Source organism: Bradyrhizobium sp. 604_D8_N2_3, from assembly GCF_051810765.1.
GTDB classification, from domain to species: Bacteria; Pseudomonadota; Alphaproteobacteria; order Rhizobiales; family Xanthobacteraceae; genus Bradyrhizobium; species Bradyrhizobium barranii.
Window position 1 is genome coordinate 2209344 of the sequence record NZ_JBPWPM010000001.1, and the last position, 16560, is coordinate 2225903.

Genomic DNA, 16560 nt, shown 5'->3' on the forward strand with positions numbered 1-16560 from the left:
ATTCCGAGACGGCGCCGTGAACCGAGAGGCCGCGGCGTACTGGATCATCCGCTTTCGCGGATGATGACGTCAATAGGTGTGGAACGACCGGAGGCTCACGCCACGTTCTGGTCGAGAATGTCCACCGCCTCTGACAGGCTCACCGACACCAGTTGCGAGACGCCGCGCTCGGCCATGGTGACGCCGAACAGCCGGTTCATCCGCGCCATCGTGATCGGGTTGTGTGTGATGATGATGAAGCGGGTGTCGGTCGAGCTGGTCATCTCGTGCAGCAGGTTGCAGTAGCGCTCGACGTTGTGGTCGTCGAGCGGTGCGTCGACTTCGTCCAGCACGCAGATCGGCGAGGGGTTGGTGAGGAACACCGCGAAGATCAGCGCCATCGCGGTCAGCGCCTGCTCGCCGCCCGAAAGCAGCGACAGCGTCTGCGGCTTCTTGCCCGGCGGCTTTGCGATGATCTCGAGACCGGCTTCGAGCGGGTCGTCGCTCTCGATCAGGTGCAGCGCGGCCTCGCCGCCGCCGAACAGCTCGACGAACAGGCGCTTGAAGTGGTTGTTGACGACCTCGAACGAGGTCAGGAGCCGCTCGCGCGCTTCCTTGTTGAGGCTCTGGATGCCCTGGCGCAGCCGCTTGATGGCTTCGACGAGGTCATCGCGCTCGGTGACGAGGCCGGTGTGCTGGGTCTCGACCTCGCGCAGCTCTTCCTCGGCGCGCAGGTTCACCGCACCCAGGCGCTCGCGGTCGCGGCGCATCTTTTCGAGGTCTTCCTCGATGTCGTGCAGCGGCGGCAGCTCGGCGCCGGGCTCGATCTCGGCGAGGCCGGCAACGGCCTGCGGCTCGACCTCCAGCATGTCGCGGATCTCGCGCTCGATGTCCTCGAGCCGGCGCCGTGCGCCTTCCATGCGCTCCTCGGCGCGGGCGGTTGCTTCGCGGGAGCTCGACAGCGCTTCGAGTGTCAGCTTGGCGACGCGATCGGTTTCGGCCATCGCGGTCTCGGCCGAGGCGAGCGCGTCGGCGGCCATGCGGCGGTCGTTTTCCGCGTATTCGATCTCGGTGATCAGCGCGCTGCGCTTCTCGGCGAACACGGCGGGCGCGTTTTCGAGATCGCTGCGCTCGATCGAGACCTCGGTGATGCGGGTCTGGATGGTGTCGATGTGTGAGGCCGCACTCTCCTTGCGGTTCTGCCACTCGGTGCGCTCGGCGAGGATCGCCTGCACGCGGCGGTCGGCGAGCTCCGCTTCGCGCGCCAGCGCCTGCGCCTCGGCGCGGACCTGGGCGGCCATGCGGCGATGGCCTTCGATGTCGCTGCGGACGGCGGCGAGACGGGTCTCCGTGTCCTCGCTCGACGGCAGCTCGGTGATGCCGGCCTCGGCATATTCGTACGCGGCCTCGGCCTCGGCGCGGTCGGCGGCGAGGCGGCTATGGGCTTCCGACAGCGTCGCCTTGCGCGCGGCGCGGCGGCTGATCTCGCGTTCGGCCGTCGCATGGCGCTCACGCGCGACGTTGAGCTCGCGCTGGGCGGCGCGCCAGGCCTCGCGGCTCGCACCTTCGGTGCTGGCGGCCATCTGCAGCTCGGACTCGGCGTTCTCCAGCGCCTGACGCTTGATCTGCGCGTCGATGCGGGCCTGCTCCAGCTCGTTCTCGATGTCGACGAGGCGGGCGCGCTCGGCGAGGCGCCGTGCCGCACCGGTCGGGGCGTGGGCCGCGGCGACAAAGCCGTCCCAGCGCCAGACGTCGCCTTCGGGCGAGACCAGCCGCTGGCCGGTCTTGAGCTGCGAGACCAGTTCGGCGCCCCGCTCGCGCGGCACCACGCCGATCTGCGCCAGGCGGCGCGCCAGCTCGGCGGGCGCCTGAACGTGGCTCGCGAGCGGCACGACGCCCTCGGGCAGCTCCGGATCGCCGTCGGTCACGCCGGCATTGGTCCAGCGCATCGGCGCGGACGGATCGACCGGCGCGTCGAGATCGTCGCCGAGCGCGGCACCGATCGCCTTCTCAAAGCCCTTGTCGACGGTGATGCCGTCGATGATCGGCGGCCACAGATTCTTGGTCTCGCCGTTGACGATCTTGGAGATCGTGCGCGCCTCGGTATCGAGGCGCTGCACGCGCTTGTCGGCTTCGACGAGCGGCGAGCGTGAGGATTCCAGCGTCTGGCGCGCGGCAACATGCGCAGCTTCGCTGGCCTGGGCCGCGGCTTCCGAAGCGGCAAGGGTCTGCTCCGCGTTCTCGACCGTTGCGGTCAGCTCGTCGAGATCGCCGAAGCCGCCGGTCTCGTCGGCAAGCTTCTGCTCCTCGGCCGCGACGTTCGAAATCTCCTGGTCGAGCCGGGCGAGCTTGTCGCGGTGGGTGCGGACATTGGCTTCGAGCTGGTTGCGCTTGGCGGTGAGGTCGGCAAGCGCCGTGGTGAGCTCGGCGAACTGGTGCTCGGTTTCGGTCAGCACCGCCTCGGCTTCGCCGACGCGCTCGTCGACGCCGGAGCGCTTCTCGACCCGCGACTTGATCTCTTCCTTCAGCTCGGCGTCTTCGGTGTCGAGCCGCTGGAGCGCGACGTCGGCGTCCATGGTCTGCTGCTGGGCGCGCGAGATGTCGCCCTCGAACTGGGCGAGGCGCCGCTCTAGCTCGGCGACGCGCTCCTTGGCGCGCTCTTCCTCGCGGTCGAGCAGTTCGCGTGCATTGGTCAGGCGCTGCAGCCCGGCCGCGGCGCGCGCTTCGGCATCGCGCAGCGCCGGCATTTCGGTGGCGCGGATCGCCTGGATGCGGGCGGCTTCGGCCTGGTGCTGGGTGCGCTCGGCCATTTCGCGAACCGCGAGATCATGGGTCTGGCCGGATTCGTTGACGTCGGCATGCGCGCCGATCCAGCGCAGGTGGAACAGCGTGGCTTCCGCCTTGCGGACCTTGGCCGCGACCTCGCGATAGCGCACGGCCTGGCGGGCCTGCTTCTTCAGGCCTTCCATCTGGCCGGCGAGCTGGCCGATCACGTCCTCGACGCGGGTGAGGTTGGTTTCGGCGGCTTTCAGCCGCAACTCGGCCTCGTGGCGGCGGGCGTGCAGGCCGGCGACGCCGGCAGCGTCTTCCAGCACGCGGCGGCGCTGCTCGGGCTTGGCCTGGATGATCTCGCCGATCTTGCCCTGGTGGACGAGGGCGGGCGAGCGCGCACCGGTGGCGGCGTCCGCGAACAGGATCTGCACGTCGCGCGCACGCACGTCGCGGCCGTTGATGCGATAGACCGAGCCCGCCTCGCGCTCGATGCGGCGGGAGATTTCGAGCAGCTGGCTGTCGTTCATCGCCGCCGGCGCGGTGCGATCGGTGTTGTCGATCGTCATCGTCACTTCGGCGTGGTTGCGCGCAGGACGGTTGCCGGAGCCGGCGAAGATCACCGCGTCCATGTCGGCCGCGCGCAGCGACTTGTACGAGGTTTCGCCCATCGCCCAGCGCAGCGCCTCGACGAGATTCGACTTGCCGCAGCCGTTGGGTCCGACCACGCCGGTCAGGCCGGGCTCGATGACGAAGTCGGTGGCCTCAACGAAGGACTTGAAGCCGTGAAGGCGCAGGCGGGTGATTTTCATAAGCACGCATCTCTGTTGGCAGGCGCGAATCCCCCTGCCGGGACAATACCATGGAAGGCAATGTCACTCTCTGGGTGAGTCGCGCGAGGCGCCTCATGCGGTCGGACAATGGCCGCGGTGCGCCGCGAGGGCAACCGGCGAAAACCGCTTTTCCCAAGGGATTTATGCCGGGAAAGATACGGCTTTCGAGATGCGAATCAGGCGTTGAGCGGGGAAAATCAGCTCTTCAGCAGCGGATTGATCTTCTTGGCGAATTCATCGAACGAGGCTTCGCCCTTGATCTTCTCGCCGTTGATGAAGAACGTCGGCGTCGAATCCACCTTCAGAACGTCGCTGGCGTACTTCTGGTCGGCGGCGATCTTGTCGAGCAGCGCCTGGTCCTTCAGGCAGGCCTCGACCTGCTGCTGGGTGAGGCCGGCCTGCTTGCCGATCCGCGTCAGGGTCTCGGTGGTGTTCTTCAGCACCCAATCGTTCTGCTGGCGGAACAGCATGTCGGTGACCGCGAAATATTTCGACGCGTCGTCCTTGGCGATGCAGCGCGACAGCATCGAGCCGGCGGCGGCCTTGATGTCGAGCGGGAACTCGCGGAAGATGTAACGCACCTTGCCGGTGTCGATGTATTCCGACTTGATCTTGGGGAACACCTGCTCGTTGAACGCCGCACAATGCGGGCAGGTCATCGAGGCATATTCGGTGATGGTGACGGGGGCGTCCTTGGCGCCGAGTGCCATGTCGGGCAGCGACACGGGCTTGGCCACATCGGCGGCCGACTGCGCCATCGCCTCGGAGATGAACCGCAGCGGCGACAGCCCGGCGAGCGCGGCAAGACCGGTCAGCGACAGCATCGTGTTGAAGGCGCGGCGGGTGATGATCAAGGTCGGCTCCCGGATTGGTGTGGTCTCGCCCCAAGGTTCTTATCAAAGTTCCCGTTCAGGCGGCCTGTCGCTAGCTTGAAACGTAGTTCGAGGCAATGGCGAGCGACAGGGACGGGTTCAGATTACCGGCGGAATGAGGCTCAATTTCGCTTGATGGCGGCCCCGAGCCGCGCCAGCGCTGTCTTCAATTCTTCATCTTCGATGTCCCCCAGGCTCTCCGCCACCTTGGCCACCGATTTGGGATCCGGCGGACCGGGCCGGACCGGCGGCCGGGCGCGCGACAGGGGGGCCTGGCGGAAGGCGAGCTTGCCGACCGCGCTCCAGCCGAAGAAGCGATTGACCCGCTCCAGGATCACGTCGGCGGAGTGCTGGATCTCCAGCGCCATCGGCCCCTCGACCCGCAGCACCAGGGTCGCCGGCTCCTGCGGCTGGCCCTCGACCGGCCGCGGCCATTGCATCTTCAAAGGCTCGGCATGGGCCGCAATCTCCGGCCCGGCAATCTGCGCCCATCGGGTCACCAGCTCGCGCGCCGCAAAACCCTGCTTGGCATAGGCCTCGGCAAAGACGTCGTTGAGCAGCAGCGACAGCGGCTTGGCGCTGATGGGACCGGGTCTGGGAGGGAATTTGGACATGGACCCTTATAGCACCTTGGAGCGCAGGCCTCACCATTGGGGAGCGTTCCGCGAAGAAAGACGTGGATGCCCGCGACGAGCGCGGCCATGACGTGGAGAGGCCGGCGCGTTGCCGCTACAGTGAGGGCATGAGCCCCAAATCGGCACTAATGGCCAAGTCGGAACCAATTCAGTCGGAGGCATCGGCTCGCCCAACGCTGTTGCTCGCCTGGTACGACCGCCATCGCCGCCGTCTGCCATGGCGCGCGATGCCCGGCGAGACCTCGGACCCTTACCGCGTCTGGCTATCGGAGATCATGCTCCAGCAGACCACCGTGAAAGCCGTCGGCCCCTATTTCGAAAAGTTCGTCGCGCGCTGGCCGGATGTCACGGCGCTGGGCCGGGCGTCGCAGGATGACGTGCTGCGGATGTGGGCCGGGCTCGGCTATTACTCCCGCGCGCGCAATCTCCATGCCTGCGCGGTGGCCGTGACGCGCGAGCACGGCGGTGTGTTTCCGGACACGGAAGAGGGGCTGCGCGCGCTGCCGGGCATCGGGCCCTATACGGCGGCCGCGATCGCCGCGATCGCGTTCGACCGCCGCACCATGCCTGTTGACGGCAACATCGAGCGCGTGGTGTCGCGCCTGTTCGCCGTCGAGGAGGAGCTGCCGCAGGCCAAGCCGCTGATCCAGCAACTGGCGGCGACGCTGCTTGCGGACGCTCGCGCCGGCGACGAGACGTCTCGTGCTGGCGACAGCGCGCAGGCGCTGATGGATCTGGGCGCCTCGATCTGCACGCCGAAGAAGCCGGCCTGCTCGCTCTGTCCGCTCAATGAGGATTGCACCGCGCGTGCGCTGGCGACGCAGGAAACGTTTCCGCGCAAGGCGCCGAAGAAGAGCGGAACGTTGCGGCGCGGGGCTGCCTTCGTCGTGACGCGCGGCGGCGAGCTGCTGGTCCGCTCGAGGCCCGAAAAAGGCCTCCTTGGCGGCATGACCGAGGTGCCGGGCTCGGACTGGCTGGCCGGCCAGGAGGACGCGACGGCGAAGCAGCAGGCACCGGACCTGAAGGGGCTGTCGCGCTGGCAGCGCAAGGTGGGCGTCGTCACCCACGTCTTCACGCATTTTCCGCTGGAGCTGGTGGTCTACACGGCGAAGGCCGAAGCGCGTACGCGCGCGCCCGAGGGCATGCGCTGGGTGCCGATCGCGACCCTCGCCGGTGAAGCGCTGCCCAACGTCATGCGCAAGGTGATCGCACACGCGCTGGACCCTTCAAGGGCCCCACCTTCCTGACAGCACGCTGGCAGCAGCGCTACGCTATCAGCGCCCGATACGGAGGCTGCCAATGGTCAAGACCGCACTCAACAACTTTCCAAGGCCGCCCTGCGCCGAGCTGCTCGGATGGCGCCTGCTCGATGCCCGTCCGGAGGAGGGCTGGATCAGGCTCGCCTTCGAGGGCAAGCCCGAGTTCTGCAATCCGGCGGGCTTCATCCAGGGCGGCATGCTCTCTGCCATGCTCGACGACACCATGGGGCCGGCCGTGCTGGTGATGAGCGAGGGCCGGCTCTACACCACCACGATCAGCATGACCGTGAATTTCCTCAGCCCCGCAAGGCCCGGCCCGATCATCGGTGAGGCCAGGGTGACGCAACTCTGCAAGACGATTGCGTTCGTCGAGGCGAAGCTGATGGCGGAAGACGGCACGGTGCTGGCGACGGCGAGCGCCAGCGAGCGGCTGCTGGAGGCGGCGAGGGTGGTGGGGAAATAGTAGAGCCGCGCATTCCTCTTCCCTTCTCCCCTTGCGGGAGAAGGTGGCATAGGCGGCCTTCGGGCCGCCGTTCTTAAGAGAACGCCGAAGCGAAGCTTCGGCTATGGCGCCGGATGAGGGGTTTCTCTCCGCGAACTCAAATGCGAGTTGGACTCGCGGAGACGGACCCCTCACCCAAGCGAGTGTATGTTTGCCAGTGGTGCTGCCCTCTCCCGCAAGGGGCGAGGGCACATTAATGCGCATCTCGCTTCTTGCGCGAGCTCACGCTCCCATCCGCTTTGCATCCGCGCTCACGATCGGCGGCTTCGCATTCAGCGCCTCGACCTGGAAGCCGGCGACGCGCTTGTAGTTTGCGGCGATGTCTTCCAACTCCTGCTGCGACAGCACGTCGGTGACGATGTCGTAGCCGTCGGGCGCGCGCTCCTCGACGAGCTGCATCACCTGCTCGGGGCCGTTCTTGCGGTTGAGCAGGACGAGGTCGGTGGTCGCAGGCCTCCGCTCGGCCTCATAGGCGAGCAGCGCCGCGGTCGTCGGGCCATGCGCCAGGATCTCGCGGGTGATGGTGCGGGCATCGAGGATCGCCTGCGAGGCGCCGTTCGAGCCGATCGGGTACATCGGATGCGCGGCGTCGCCCATCAGCGTGACGCGGCCGAAGGTCCATTGCGACACCGGATCGCGGTCGACCAGCGGATATTCGTAGGCGTGCGGGCAGTTCTTGATCAGGCCGGGCACGTCCAGCCAGTCGAACTGCCAGCTCTCGAACCAGGGCAGAAACTCCTCCAGGCGCGCCGTGCGGTTATAGTCCTCGCGCCGCCACTGATAGGTCGGCGGCATGTGGCGCTCGGCAACCCAGTTGATCAGATGGTTGCCCGCCGCATCGGGCGCCTTCGAAATCGGATAGCAGACGAATTTCAGGATCTCGTGCCCGGCCATGATCATGGTGCGGCCGGTGAGGAAGGCTTTTGACGGCGTGACGCCGCGCCAGAGGATGCGGCCATTCCAGATCGGTGGTCCCTCCTGCGGATAGAGCTTTTCTCGCACGGCGGAATGGATACCGTCGGCGGCGATCAGGATCGCGCCGTCGTAACTGCCGGCAGCCTTGCCGGTCGCCCTGTCGATGAAGTCGGCGCGCACGCCGTTTTCCGTCTCGGTCCAGCCGGTCAGATGGTGGCCGGTCAAGATATTCTCGCGGCCGAGCCGCTCGATCGCGGTGTCGAGCAGGAGCTGCTGGAGGGTGCCGCGATGGATCGAGAATTGCGGCCATTTGTAGCCGGCTTCCAGCCCGCGCGGCTCGCTCCAGATCGGCTTGCCGTGCTTGGAGAAATAGGCGAGTTCGCAGGTCCGCACGCCGCTGGCGTCCAGTCTGTCCATCAGCCCGAGCTCGATCAGCTCGCGCACGGCATGCGGCAGCACGTTGATGCCGACGCCGAGTGGCTTCAGCTCGGCGACGCTCTCGAACACTTTTACGGGAACGCCGATTCCGTGCAGGCTGAGCGCAAGCGTCAGCCCGCCGATGCCGCCACCGGCGATGAGTACCGTCATGACAAAACCCCTCCGATTGCGGGCGTCTTGGCACAGGCGGGCGGCGGTGGGCAACTGCGAAGAGCAAAAGCACGGAGAACGTCGTGCTATGGACCTTGGGGACGACAGCCGTTAACTTCCAGCTTTCCCATGAGGTCCGACATGTTCAAGCTCTACTACGCCACCGGCACCTGCGCGCTCGCCACTTACATCACCCTGGAAGAGGCCGGTGCCGACTACACGGCCGAGCGGCTGAGCTTCAAGACCAACCAGCAGAACAGCCCGGATTACCTCGCGATCAACCCGAAGGGCCGCGTGCCCGCGCTGGTGACCGATCGCGGCGTGCTGACCGAGACGCCCGCGATGCTGGCCTATGTCGCGCAGACCTTCCCCAAGGCGAAGCTCGCGCCGCTCGACGATCCCTTCGATTTCGCCCGGGTGCAGTCGTTCAACTCCTATCTCTGCTCGACCGTGCACATCAACCATGCCCACAAGATGCGCGGCGCGCGCTGGGCTGCCGAGGAGAGCTCGTTCGCCGACATGAAGGCGATGATTCCGAAGACCATGGGCGCCTGCTTCTCCCTGATCGAACAGAAGATGTTCAAGGGACCGTGGGTGATGGGCGAGCAGTACACGATCTGCGACCCCTATCTCTATACCCTGTCGACCTGGCTCGAAGGCGACAGCGTCGACATCAACGCCACGCCGAAGATCGCCGACCACTTCAAGCGCATGTCCGACCGTCCCGCCGTGCGCAAGGTGATGGACGCGCAGAAGGCGTAGGAACGTAGCTCTCGTAGGGTGGGTTAGACGAGCAGATGCGCGAAGCGTATCTGCTCGGCGTAACCCACCTCTGTTTGTCTCCGCAGATGCAAAAGTTGGTGGATTACGCCTTCGGCTAATCCACCCTACGATAGCTTGCGCTTGGCTTGCTCCAATTCACGTCCCGTCTCCAGCATCAGTCGCCGCAGCCAGATCGAGCCGGGGTCCATCTGCGCGCGGGTCGGATGGAACATGAACTGCTCGTCGATCCCGGGGTCGAGCGGCGGCGTCACCGTGACGAGGCCGAGCTGCTTCGACAGCGCGGCGATCAGCCGGCGCGGCACGAAGGCGACGAGGTCGGTGCGGGCGGCGACGTGCAGCGCTTCGAGATAGCCTGACACCACCAGCGAAATGTGTCGCTCGATGCCCTTGGTGCGCAGCCAGGTGTCGATCAAATCCTCGCTGCTGCCGCGGATGATCACGCCGACATGGCGTGCGGCCAGGAACGTCTCGCGCCGCTTCAGCTTCGCAGCCATGGGATGGCCGCGCCGCACCGCCAGCGCGTCGCTGTCGGTGTAGAGCAGCTGGCGGTGAAAACCCTTGAAGGCGTTGCCGATCGAGATCACGAGATCGATGGTGCGGGCGAATTCTGCGTGGAAGATCGTCGACCCTCGCCAAGGCACGACGTCGATGCGGACGTTGGGGGCGGCCTGGGTGACTTTCTCCATCAGGGGCGGCATCAGCAGCTCGACCGCGAGATCAGGCATCATCAGGCGGAATTGCCGCTCGCTGCGCGCGGCGTCGAAGTCGTCAGGTATGAACAGCCCGCGCACCTGGTCGAGCGCCTGGGCCAGCGGCGCGCGGAGCGCTTGCGCCCGCGGCGTCAGCTCCATGCGCGCGCCGGTGCGCACCAGCAACGGATCGCCGAAGATGTCGCGCAGGCGTTGCAACGCATGGCTCGTGGCCGGCTGCGACAGCCCGATCCGAAGCGCGGCCCGGCTGACATTGGCCTCGCGCAGCAGCGCGTCGAGCGCGGTCAGGAGATTGAGGTCAAGCGAATTCAAATTCATGAGGCGAATAGATATCATATCCACTATCGATTTGAAGAATTCTTATCCGGCAGGGATGATCTCCGTGTTGCCACCAAACGGAGATGCCGCCATGAGCGCGAGCGCCAACAAGAAACTGATGCAGGATATCTTTGCCGCCGCCGCCAGCCCCGATCCGGCCGCACGCGACCGGGCCCTGTTCACCGCAAGCCTTGCCGACGATGCCAGATGGGTCGTGACCGGCCAGTATTCCTGGTCCCGCACCTTCACCGGCAAGGAGGCGATCCTCAACGATCTGCACGGTTATGTGCGCACCCGCTTGCGCAACCGGACCCGCACCGTAGCTCACCGTTTCATCGCCGATGGCGACGTGGTCGTGGTGGAAGCCAAGGGCGACAACGTCACGCCCGAGGGCGTTCGTTATGACAACGACTACTGCCTGGTGTTTCGCCTCGAGGACGGGAAGATCAAGGAGATCCGGGAATATTGCGACTCGACCCTGACCGAGAGGGCGCTTGGTCCGTTTCCGCAGACGCCCGTGAGGGCCGCGAGCTGACCGGATTGAGGACCATCTCGTCCGCCGACCGGTGCCGTCGGCCCCGTTCGGCGATGGTCGTGTCGATCTGGCGCAGGCTGATAGCGATCGTCGTTGTCAGGCGCGAGCGGTCCCAGGCCCGGTACCAGCTCGCCGCCATGAGCGAACGGGAGCTTCAGGACTGCGGCATGACCTGGGCGGAGATCGCGTACGAACTGAGGAGACCGGTGCGACGGAGTTAGACGAACGGACGAGATCCAGCCGCCGCCTGCCTCCCATTTTATCGGAGCCGGCGGAACCTTCGGGTTCCGCCGGGCGTTTGCTCGGTTCGGGGGCAATCGCGCCCCCGGCATTGCACGCGTTTGGGAAATTCATGCTGGCTGGGGTTTCGGACGTTTCAACACAGGTGGGCCGCAGCTTTCCCGGACTCCGCGAACGATTGAGAGATGCGACTGCGAATGCGCACCGCGAGCTCGATGCGCAGCTTTCGTCGTTCGACCTCACGGTCTTGTCCGGTTACCGCCGTTTCCTGCAAGCCAGCGCCGGCGCACTTCTTCCGCTCGAAGCTGCGCTTGTGCAGGCTGGCGTCGCCACGATGTTTCCGGATTGGCTGGAGCGGGCGCGTAGCGCCGCAATCGCGGCCGATCTCGGGCAGCTCGGCAGCGCCGCGCAATCCACCGTATCCGTGCCGCCGCTGACGCGCAGTGGCATGCTCGGCACGTTGTATGTTCTGGAGGGCTCCCGTCTCGGCGCAAAGTTTCTGCTGAAGGCGGTCGCGGATGCGGGCGATCCGCGCATCGGCGAGGCCACCGCGTATCTCAGTCATGGCGCGGGCAAGCGGCTCTGGCAGAGCTTTCTGGCGCAGCTTCAAAACGAAGAGGATTGCGACGCGGACGAGACGATCGAATCGGCACGTGTCGCTTTCGCGGCCTTCGAGCAGGCGGCGGACCGCGCATGAACGAGGCGGTCAATCTCACCAATTGCGATCGCGAGCCGATCCACATTCCCGGCAGCGTCCAGCCGTTCGGCTTCCTGCTCACGGTGCTGTCGGATTTCACGATCTGCATGGCCTCCGACAATGTCGGCAGCTTTCTTGGGACTGACGTCGCCGACCTGCTGCAGCAGCCGCTGTCGCGCGTCATCTCGGAAGCCGCCGTCGAGACCATTCGCGGCCGCGTCGATCATCTCACCGGCCCGGATACGACCGAGCGCCTGTTCGGTGTCGAGCTCCAGGCGGGCAAGCCGCCTTACGATCTCTCCATCCACTTCTCCGGCGCCTATCTGGTCATCGAGGCAGAGCCCAGCGTCAACGAGCCCGGCGTCAATTCCGGCGAGCTCGTCCGCCTGATGCTGGAGCGAATCCGCAAGACGCGCGGCATGACCGAGCTCGCCCGCGAGGCGGCGCGCCAGCTCAAGGTCCTGACCGGCTTCGACCGCGTCATGGTCTATCAATTTCATCCGGACGGATCGGGCGAGGTGATCGCTGAAGCTGCGGAAGCCGGCCTCGAACGGTTTCTCGGCCTGCACTATCCGGCCTCCGACATCCCCAAGCAGGCCCGCATCCTTTATCAGCGCAACTGGCTGCGCATCATCGCCGATATCAATTCGAAACCAGCCGCGTTGTTTTCGACGGCAACGCACAATGCGGGGCTGCTCGATCTCTCCATGAGCGTGCTGCGCTCGGTCTCGCCGATTCACATCGAATATTTGCGCAACATGGGCGTCGGGGCCTCGATGTCGGTGTCGATCCTGCGCGACGGCAAGCTGTGGGGCCTGTTCGCCTGCCATCATTATTCGCCGCGCTACATCTCGTTCGAGAAGCGCACCGCGTCCGAGCTGTTCGGGCAGATGTTCTCCTGGATCGTGGAGGGGCGCGAGCGCGAGGGCAATGTCGCCTATGAGATGCGCGCTCACCAGGTGCAGGAGCGGTTGATCGAGACCGCGGCCTCGCACGAGCACAGCCGGCGCGCGATCGTCGACTTCCTCGGCGACTATCGCGGGATGATCGATTGCGACGGCGTGGCGGTATGGTCCGACAACAAGATCACGCTTCAGGGCCAGACGCCGACCGAGGACGAGGTGAAGGAGCTGGTCGCCTTCATCAACCGGACCTCGCCGGGACGGATTTTCGCCAGTGCCGAGATTGCCAAGGTCTATGCTGCCGGGCAGTCCTTTCGCGACCGCGCAGCCGGATTTCTCGCCATTCCGATCTCGCGGACTCCGCGCGATTGCCTGATCTTCTTCCGGCGCGAGGTCGTGCGCTCAGTGAACTGGGCCGGCGCGCCCGACAAGGTCTATGACGAGGGACCGAACGGACCGCGCCTGACGCCGCGCAAGAGCTTTGAGCTCTGGCAGGAAACGGTGGCGGGCCAGTCGAAACCTTGGTCCACGGCCGACATCCGCATCGCCGAGAGCCTGCGCGTCACGCTGCTCGAAGTGATCCTGCAACTGTCCGACCTTGCCGCCCGCGAGCGTCGCGGCGCGCAGGAGCGGCAGGAGTTGATGATCGCCGAGCTTAATCACCGCGTCCGCAACATTTTGAGCCTTGTCCGCGCGCTGGTCGCGCAGAGCAAGGACACTGCAACTTCGGTTGAGGAGTTTGCCGGCGTGCTCGGTGGCCGCATCCAGGCTTTGGCCCGCGCCCACGACCAGATCACCAATTTGAACTGGGCGCCGGTTGCGCTGCGCTCGCTGGTCGAGTCCGAGGCCGGCGCCTATCTCGGCGCGCGCGCCGGCCGCGTGAAGATGGGCGGGCCCGACGTCGCGCTCGATCCCAAGGCGTTCGCGACGCTGGCGCTGGTCGTGCACGAGATGATGACCAATTCCGCCAAATATGGCGCGCTGGCCGATTCCACCGGCAGCGTCGAGGTGGTGTGGCGCCTCGATCCATCTTCCAGCCTTGTCATCGAATGGAAGGAGAGCGGCGGGCCGCCGGTGCAGCCGCCGTCGCGCCGCGGCTTCGGGACCACCATCATCGAGCGTTCCGTCCCCTTCGACCTTAAGGGCGAAGCCGAAATCCGGTTCGACCTGCTCGGGGTGCAGGCCAAGTTCATCATCCCGCCCAATTTTGTCGAACTGGTGCCATCAATCGGAGGAGCCGCCATGCGCGTCGAGGAGCAGCAACCCGCCCGTCCGCGAATTTCCGAGACCGCGCTGATCGTCGAGGACAATCTGATCATCGCCATGGCGGCCGAAGTCATCCTGCTCGATCTCGGTGCCCGCCATGTCGACACTGCGGCGAGCGTCGACCAGGCGTTGCGCGCGATCGAGCGCACGCGTCCGGGCTTTGCGCTGCTCGATCTCAACCTCGGCAACGAGAGCAGCATCAAGGTGGCCGAGAAGCTGAAGGAGATCGGCGTGCCCTTCATGTTCGCGACCGGCTATGGCGAGCGCGCGCCGATCCCGGAAGAGCTGGCGTTCGCGCCGGTGGTCCAGAAGCCCTACACGCTGGAAGTCGTCGAGAACGCGCTCGGCAAATTGCAGGGGACGGTCGCTCAATAGACATCCATCCCGGCGACGCGTGCAGCGCTCTGCAAGCGGCTGCGGGCTTTGCACCGAAACCTGCGCAACTGCCGATAAAATCAGCAGGTCCTGTGCGGGCCGGCACACACATGCGCGAAAAATCGGAAGGTTCAATTAACGAGTGTCCCTCATTGTACCGCGGTGCAGCGTGGGTGCCGAAAAGCGACTCGCGGCTGCCGGGGGTGGCCGTGACGATTGCCGGGGTCGTTCGTCCGCCCGAATTCACATGCACCTGGGTGGACAGTGGGAATGCCGAACTTTCGTTTGCGGATCAGGGGACGCCTGTACGCGGGTTTCATGGCCTTGGTGGCGGTTGGTCTCGTGATGGCGGTGGTCGCCATCTGGAATTTGCGGTCCGTGCAGGACCAGGTCGCAAAGGCTTCGGCATTTTCGGACAGCACGGCGCGGGTCCTGGAGGTCTCGACCCATCTTCAGGCGATCCAGCGCGCCAATCTGCGCTACATCTACGACGCCAGCGAGCCCGCAATGAAGGAGGCCGCAGAGCGTGAAACCGCGGCGACCGAGCTGTTGAAGGTCGGGGCGCAGGGAACGCTCTCCGAGGAGCGGCGGAAGCTCTACAACGATCTGATCGCCGACATCGCGAAAATGCGAAGCCTGCGTGACAATCTCGGCGACGCCGTCAACGAGGCGCGGACCGGCAAGGCGACGCTGCTGCCGAGCGGTGACGAGCTGACTGTCAAGATGGGCAAGCTGGTCGATGTGGCGCGCGCAGCCGTCGACGAAGACACCGGGGCCCTCGTTGCGGACCTCGAATCCAGACTCCTGCTCGTCCAGATCGCGAACTGGCGTTTCCTGGCCCTGCGCGACAGCAAGGGGCCCGCCAACTTCAGAACCAATGTGGACAGGGCGTCGCAGCGCCTCTCGGCGCTCGAAAAGAGCCCGCAGGCGACCGAACTGCGTACGACGCTCGCGCCGGTGAAGACCTCGCTCGGAATCTACAAATCCGCGTTCGAGACGACGTCGGCCGCGATGCTGCAGGCCGACGAGATCTACCACAAGAGCCTCGCGCCCCTCATCGTCGACAGCATCGCCAAGCTCAAGGTCGCGGAAGCCGCCTTGAAGAAGGACTACAAGGAGTCGCGCAGCCAGGCCGAAGCCGTGATTGACGGCACGACCACCGTGCAGGCGATCGCGGGCGGCCTTGCCACCCTGTTCGGATTGATCGTCGCCTTCCTGATCGCCCGCAGCATCGTCGGTCCCCTGACGTCGATGACGCGAGCGATGGGGCTGCTGGCCGGCGGCAATCTCGAGGTCGGGATTCCCGGGCGCGGCAAGGCCGACGAGATCGGCGACATGGCCAAGGCGATCGAGGTGTTCAAGACCAACATGATCGACACCGAACGGCTGCGCACGGAGCAGACCGAGACCGAGGCGCGGCAGGCGGAGAGCCGCAAGGCCGACATGGTCCGGCTCGCCGACCAGTTCGAGCAGGCGGTCGGCGAGATCGTCGACACCGTGTCGTCGGCATCGAACGAGTTGGAGGCGTCGGCGGGCACCCTGACGACGACCGCGACGCGCGCGCAGAATCTGTCGACCGAGGTGGCGTCGGCGTCACAGGAGGCCACGGCCAATGTGCAGGCGGTGGCGTCCGCGACCGAGCAGCTGTCCTCCTCGGTCACCGAGATCGCCCGCCAGGTGCAGGAATCGGCCCGGATCGCCAACGAGGCGGTCGGGCAGGCAAGCAGGACCAATGAGCGCGTCGGCGAGCTGTCCAAGGCGGCCGCCCGCATCGGCGACGTGGTCGAGCTGATCAGCACGATTGCCGGCCAGACCAACCTCCTGGCGCTGAACGCCACCATCGAGGCCGCGCGCGCCGGCGAGGCCGGCCGCGGCTTTGCGGTGGTCGCCTCCGAGGTCAAGGCGCTGGCCGAGCAGACCGCGAAGGCGACCGGCGAGATCGGCCAGCAGATTTCGAGCATCCAGGCCGCGACCGAGCAGTCGGTCGGCTCCATCCGGGAGATCAGCGGCACGATCGAGCGGCTGTCGGAAATCTCGTCGGCGGTGGCCGCCGCCGTGGAAGAGCAGGGCGCGGCGACGAAGGACATCTCCCGCAACGTCCAGCAGGCCGCCCATGGCACGCAGCGCGTCTCGATCAATATCGGCGACGTCCAGCGCGGCGCCTCCGAGACCGGCTCGGCCTCCTCGCAGGTGCTCTCGGCGGCGCGCTCGCTGTCTTCAGACAGCAACCGGCTGAAACAGGAAGTCGCGAAGTTCCTGGACTCGGTCCACGCTGCCTGATCGGCGCCGACCCGCAAAAGCAAAAGGTCCACGCGCATGCGCGTGGACCTGCCATGGCGGCGTGGTGGGATGAGGACATCGCTCGCGCGCGCCACCGCTTGA

At 66.2% G+C, this 16560-nt stretch carries 13 protein-coding genes; 8 read left to right on the forward strand and 5 right to left on the reverse strand.

The window, feature by feature from the left end:
* Positions 1 to 95: 95 nt before the first annotated feature.
* The 3 genes from smc to AB7245_RS10325 form a co-directional block, all read right to left on the reverse strand.
* A complete protein-coding gene (gene smc, locus AB7245_RS10315; RefSeq protein WP_085402526.1) occupies positions 96 to 3560 on the reverse strand; it encodes a chromosome segregation protein SMC in 3465 nt (1154 codons plus the stop codon).
* A 218-nt stretch (positions 3561 to 3778) separates the two neighbouring features.
* Positions 3779 to 4435, reverse strand: a complete 657-nt coding sequence (locus AB7245_RS10320; RefSeq protein WP_085402527.1) for a DsbA family protein — start codon at positions 4433 to 4435, stop codon at positions 3779 to 3781.
* Between the two features lie 140 nt (positions 4436 to 4575).
* Entirely contained in the window at positions 4576 to 5067 is a 492-nt protein-coding gene (locus AB7245_RS10325; RefSeq protein WP_028150718.1) for a DUF721 domain-containing protein, read from the reverse strand.
* A 128-nt stretch (positions 5068 to 5195) separates the two neighbouring features.
* Here AB7245_RS10325 and mutY point away from each other — a divergent pair, with 128 nt between their 5' ends.
* Positions 5196 to 6335: an A/G-specific adenine glycosylase gene (gene mutY, locus AB7245_RS10330; RefSeq protein ID WP_085402588.1), complete on the forward strand. Its 1140-nt coding sequence runs from the start codon at positions 5196 to 5198 to the stop codon at positions 6333 to 6335.
* A gap of 52 nt (positions 6336 to 6387) precedes the next feature.
* Positions 6388 to 6810, forward strand: a complete 423-nt coding sequence (locus AB7245_RS10335) for a PaaI family thioesterase (RefSeq protein WP_439034222.1) — start codon at positions 6388 to 6390, stop codon at positions 6808 to 6810.
* A 261-nt stretch (positions 6811 to 7071) separates the two neighbouring features.
* On the opposite strand, the gene AB7245_RS10340 is transcribed toward AB7245_RS10335, so the two are convergent.
* On the reverse strand, positions 7072 to 8352 hold the full coding sequence (locus AB7245_RS10340) for a flavin-dependent oxidoreductase (RefSeq protein WP_085402529.1): 1281 nt from the start codon (positions 8350 to 8352) through the stop codon (positions 7072 to 7074).
* A 141-nt stretch (positions 8353 to 8493) separates the two neighbouring features.
* On the opposite strand from AB7245_RS10340, the gene AB7245_RS10345 reads away from it, so the two are divergent.
* Positions 8494 to 9114, forward strand: a complete 621-nt coding sequence (locus AB7245_RS10345) for a glutathione S-transferase family protein (protein WP_085402530.1) — start codon at positions 8494 to 8496, stop codon at positions 9112 to 9114.
* A gap of 125 nt (positions 9115 to 9239) precedes the next feature.
* Here the strand turns inward: AB7245_RS10345 and AB7245_RS10350 are convergent, their stop codons facing one another.
* Positions 9240 to 10163, reverse strand: a complete 924-nt coding sequence (locus tag AB7245_RS10350) for a LysR family transcriptional regulator (protein ID WP_085402531.1) — start codon at positions 10161 to 10163, stop codon at positions 9240 to 9242.
* A 91-nt stretch (positions 10164 to 10254) separates the two neighbouring features.
* Between AB7245_RS10350 and AB7245_RS10355 the strand changes: the two genes are divergently transcribed.
* The 5 genes from AB7245_RS10355 (at position 10255) to AB7245_RS10375 (ending at position 16458) form a co-directional block, all read left to right on the forward strand.
* Complete coding sequence (locus AB7245_RS10355) at positions 10255 to 10698, forward strand: nuclear transport factor 2 family protein (RefSeq protein WP_085402589.1); 444 nt, start codon at positions 10255 to 10257, stop codon at positions 10696 to 10698.
* 53 nt (positions 10699 to 10751) lie between these two features.
* Entirely contained in the window at positions 10752 to 10919 is a 168-nt protein-coding gene (locus AB7245_RS10360) for a DUF1127 domain-containing protein (RefSeq protein ID WP_085402532.1), read from the forward strand.
* Between the two features lie 131 nt (positions 10920 to 11050).
* Positions 11051 to 11635 (forward strand): biliverdin-producing heme oxygenase, encoded by a 585-nt coding sequence (locus AB7245_RS10365; protein WP_085402533.1) that lies wholly within the window; start codon positions 11051 to 11053, stop codon positions 11633 to 11635.
* On the forward strand, positions 11632 to 14178 hold the full coding sequence (locus tag AB7245_RS10370; protein WP_135216715.1) for an HWE histidine kinase domain-containing protein: 2547 nt from the start codon (positions 11632 to 11634) through the stop codon (positions 14176 to 14178). Before AB7245_RS10365 ends, AB7245_RS10370 begins: the two co-directional genes overlap by 4 nt.
* Before the next feature lie 270 nt (positions 14179 to 14448).
* Entirely contained in the window at positions 14449 to 16458 is a 2010-nt protein-coding gene (locus AB7245_RS10375; RefSeq protein WP_085402535.1) for a HAMP domain-containing methyl-accepting chemotaxis protein, read from the forward strand.
* Positions 16459 to 16560: the final 102 nt, after the last annotated feature.

Excerpts from the sequence above, each read along its gene's own strand:
- smc (WP_085402526.1), bottom strand. The coding sequence starts at position 3,560 with ATGAAAATCACCCGCCTGCGCCTTCACGGCTTCAAGTCCTTCGTTGAG.
- AB7245_RS10325 (WP_028150718.1), bottom strand. The coding sequence starts at position 5,067 with ATGTCCAAATTCCCTCCCAGACCCGGTCCCATCAGCGCCAAGCCGCTG.
- mutY (WP_085402588.1), top strand. The coding sequence starts at position 5,196 with ATGAGCCCCAAATCGGCACTAATGGCCAAGTCGGAACCAATTCAGTCG.
- AB7245_RS10335 (WP_439034222.1), top strand. The coding sequence starts at position 6,388 with ATGGTCAAGACCGCACTCAACAACTTTCCAAGGCCGCCCTGCGCCGAG.
- AB7245_RS10340 (WP_085402529.1), bottom strand. The coding sequence starts at position 8,352 with ATGACGGTACTCATCGCCGGTGGCGGCATCGGCGGGCTGACGCTTGCG.
- AB7245_RS10345 (WP_085402530.1), top strand. The coding sequence starts at position 8,494 with ATGTTCAAGCTCTACTACGCCACCGGCACCTGCGCGCTCGCCACTTAC.
- AB7245_RS10350 (WP_085402531.1), bottom strand. The coding sequence starts at position 10,163 with ATGAATTTGAATTCGCTTGACCTCAATCTCCTGACCGCGCTCGACGCG.
- AB7245_RS10355 (WP_085402589.1), top strand. The coding sequence starts at position 10,255 with ATGAGCGCGAGCGCCAACAAGAAACTGATGCAGGATATCTTTGCCGCC.
- AB7245_RS10360 (WP_085402532.1), top strand. The coding sequence starts at position 10,752 with ATGGTCGTGTCGATCTGGCGCAGGCTGATAGCGATCGTCGTTGTCAGG.
- AB7245_RS10365 (WP_085402533.1), top strand. The coding sequence starts at position 11,051 with ATGCTGGCTGGGGTTTCGGACGTTTCAACACAGGTGGGCCGCAGCTTT.
- AB7245_RS10370 (WP_135216715.1), top strand. The coding sequence starts at position 11,632 with ATGAACGAGGCGGTCAATCTCACCAATTGCGATCGCGAGCCGATCCAC.
- AB7245_RS10375 (WP_085402535.1), top strand. The coding sequence starts at position 14,449 with ATGCCGAACTTTCGTTTGCGGATCAGGGGACGCCTGTACGCGGGTTTC.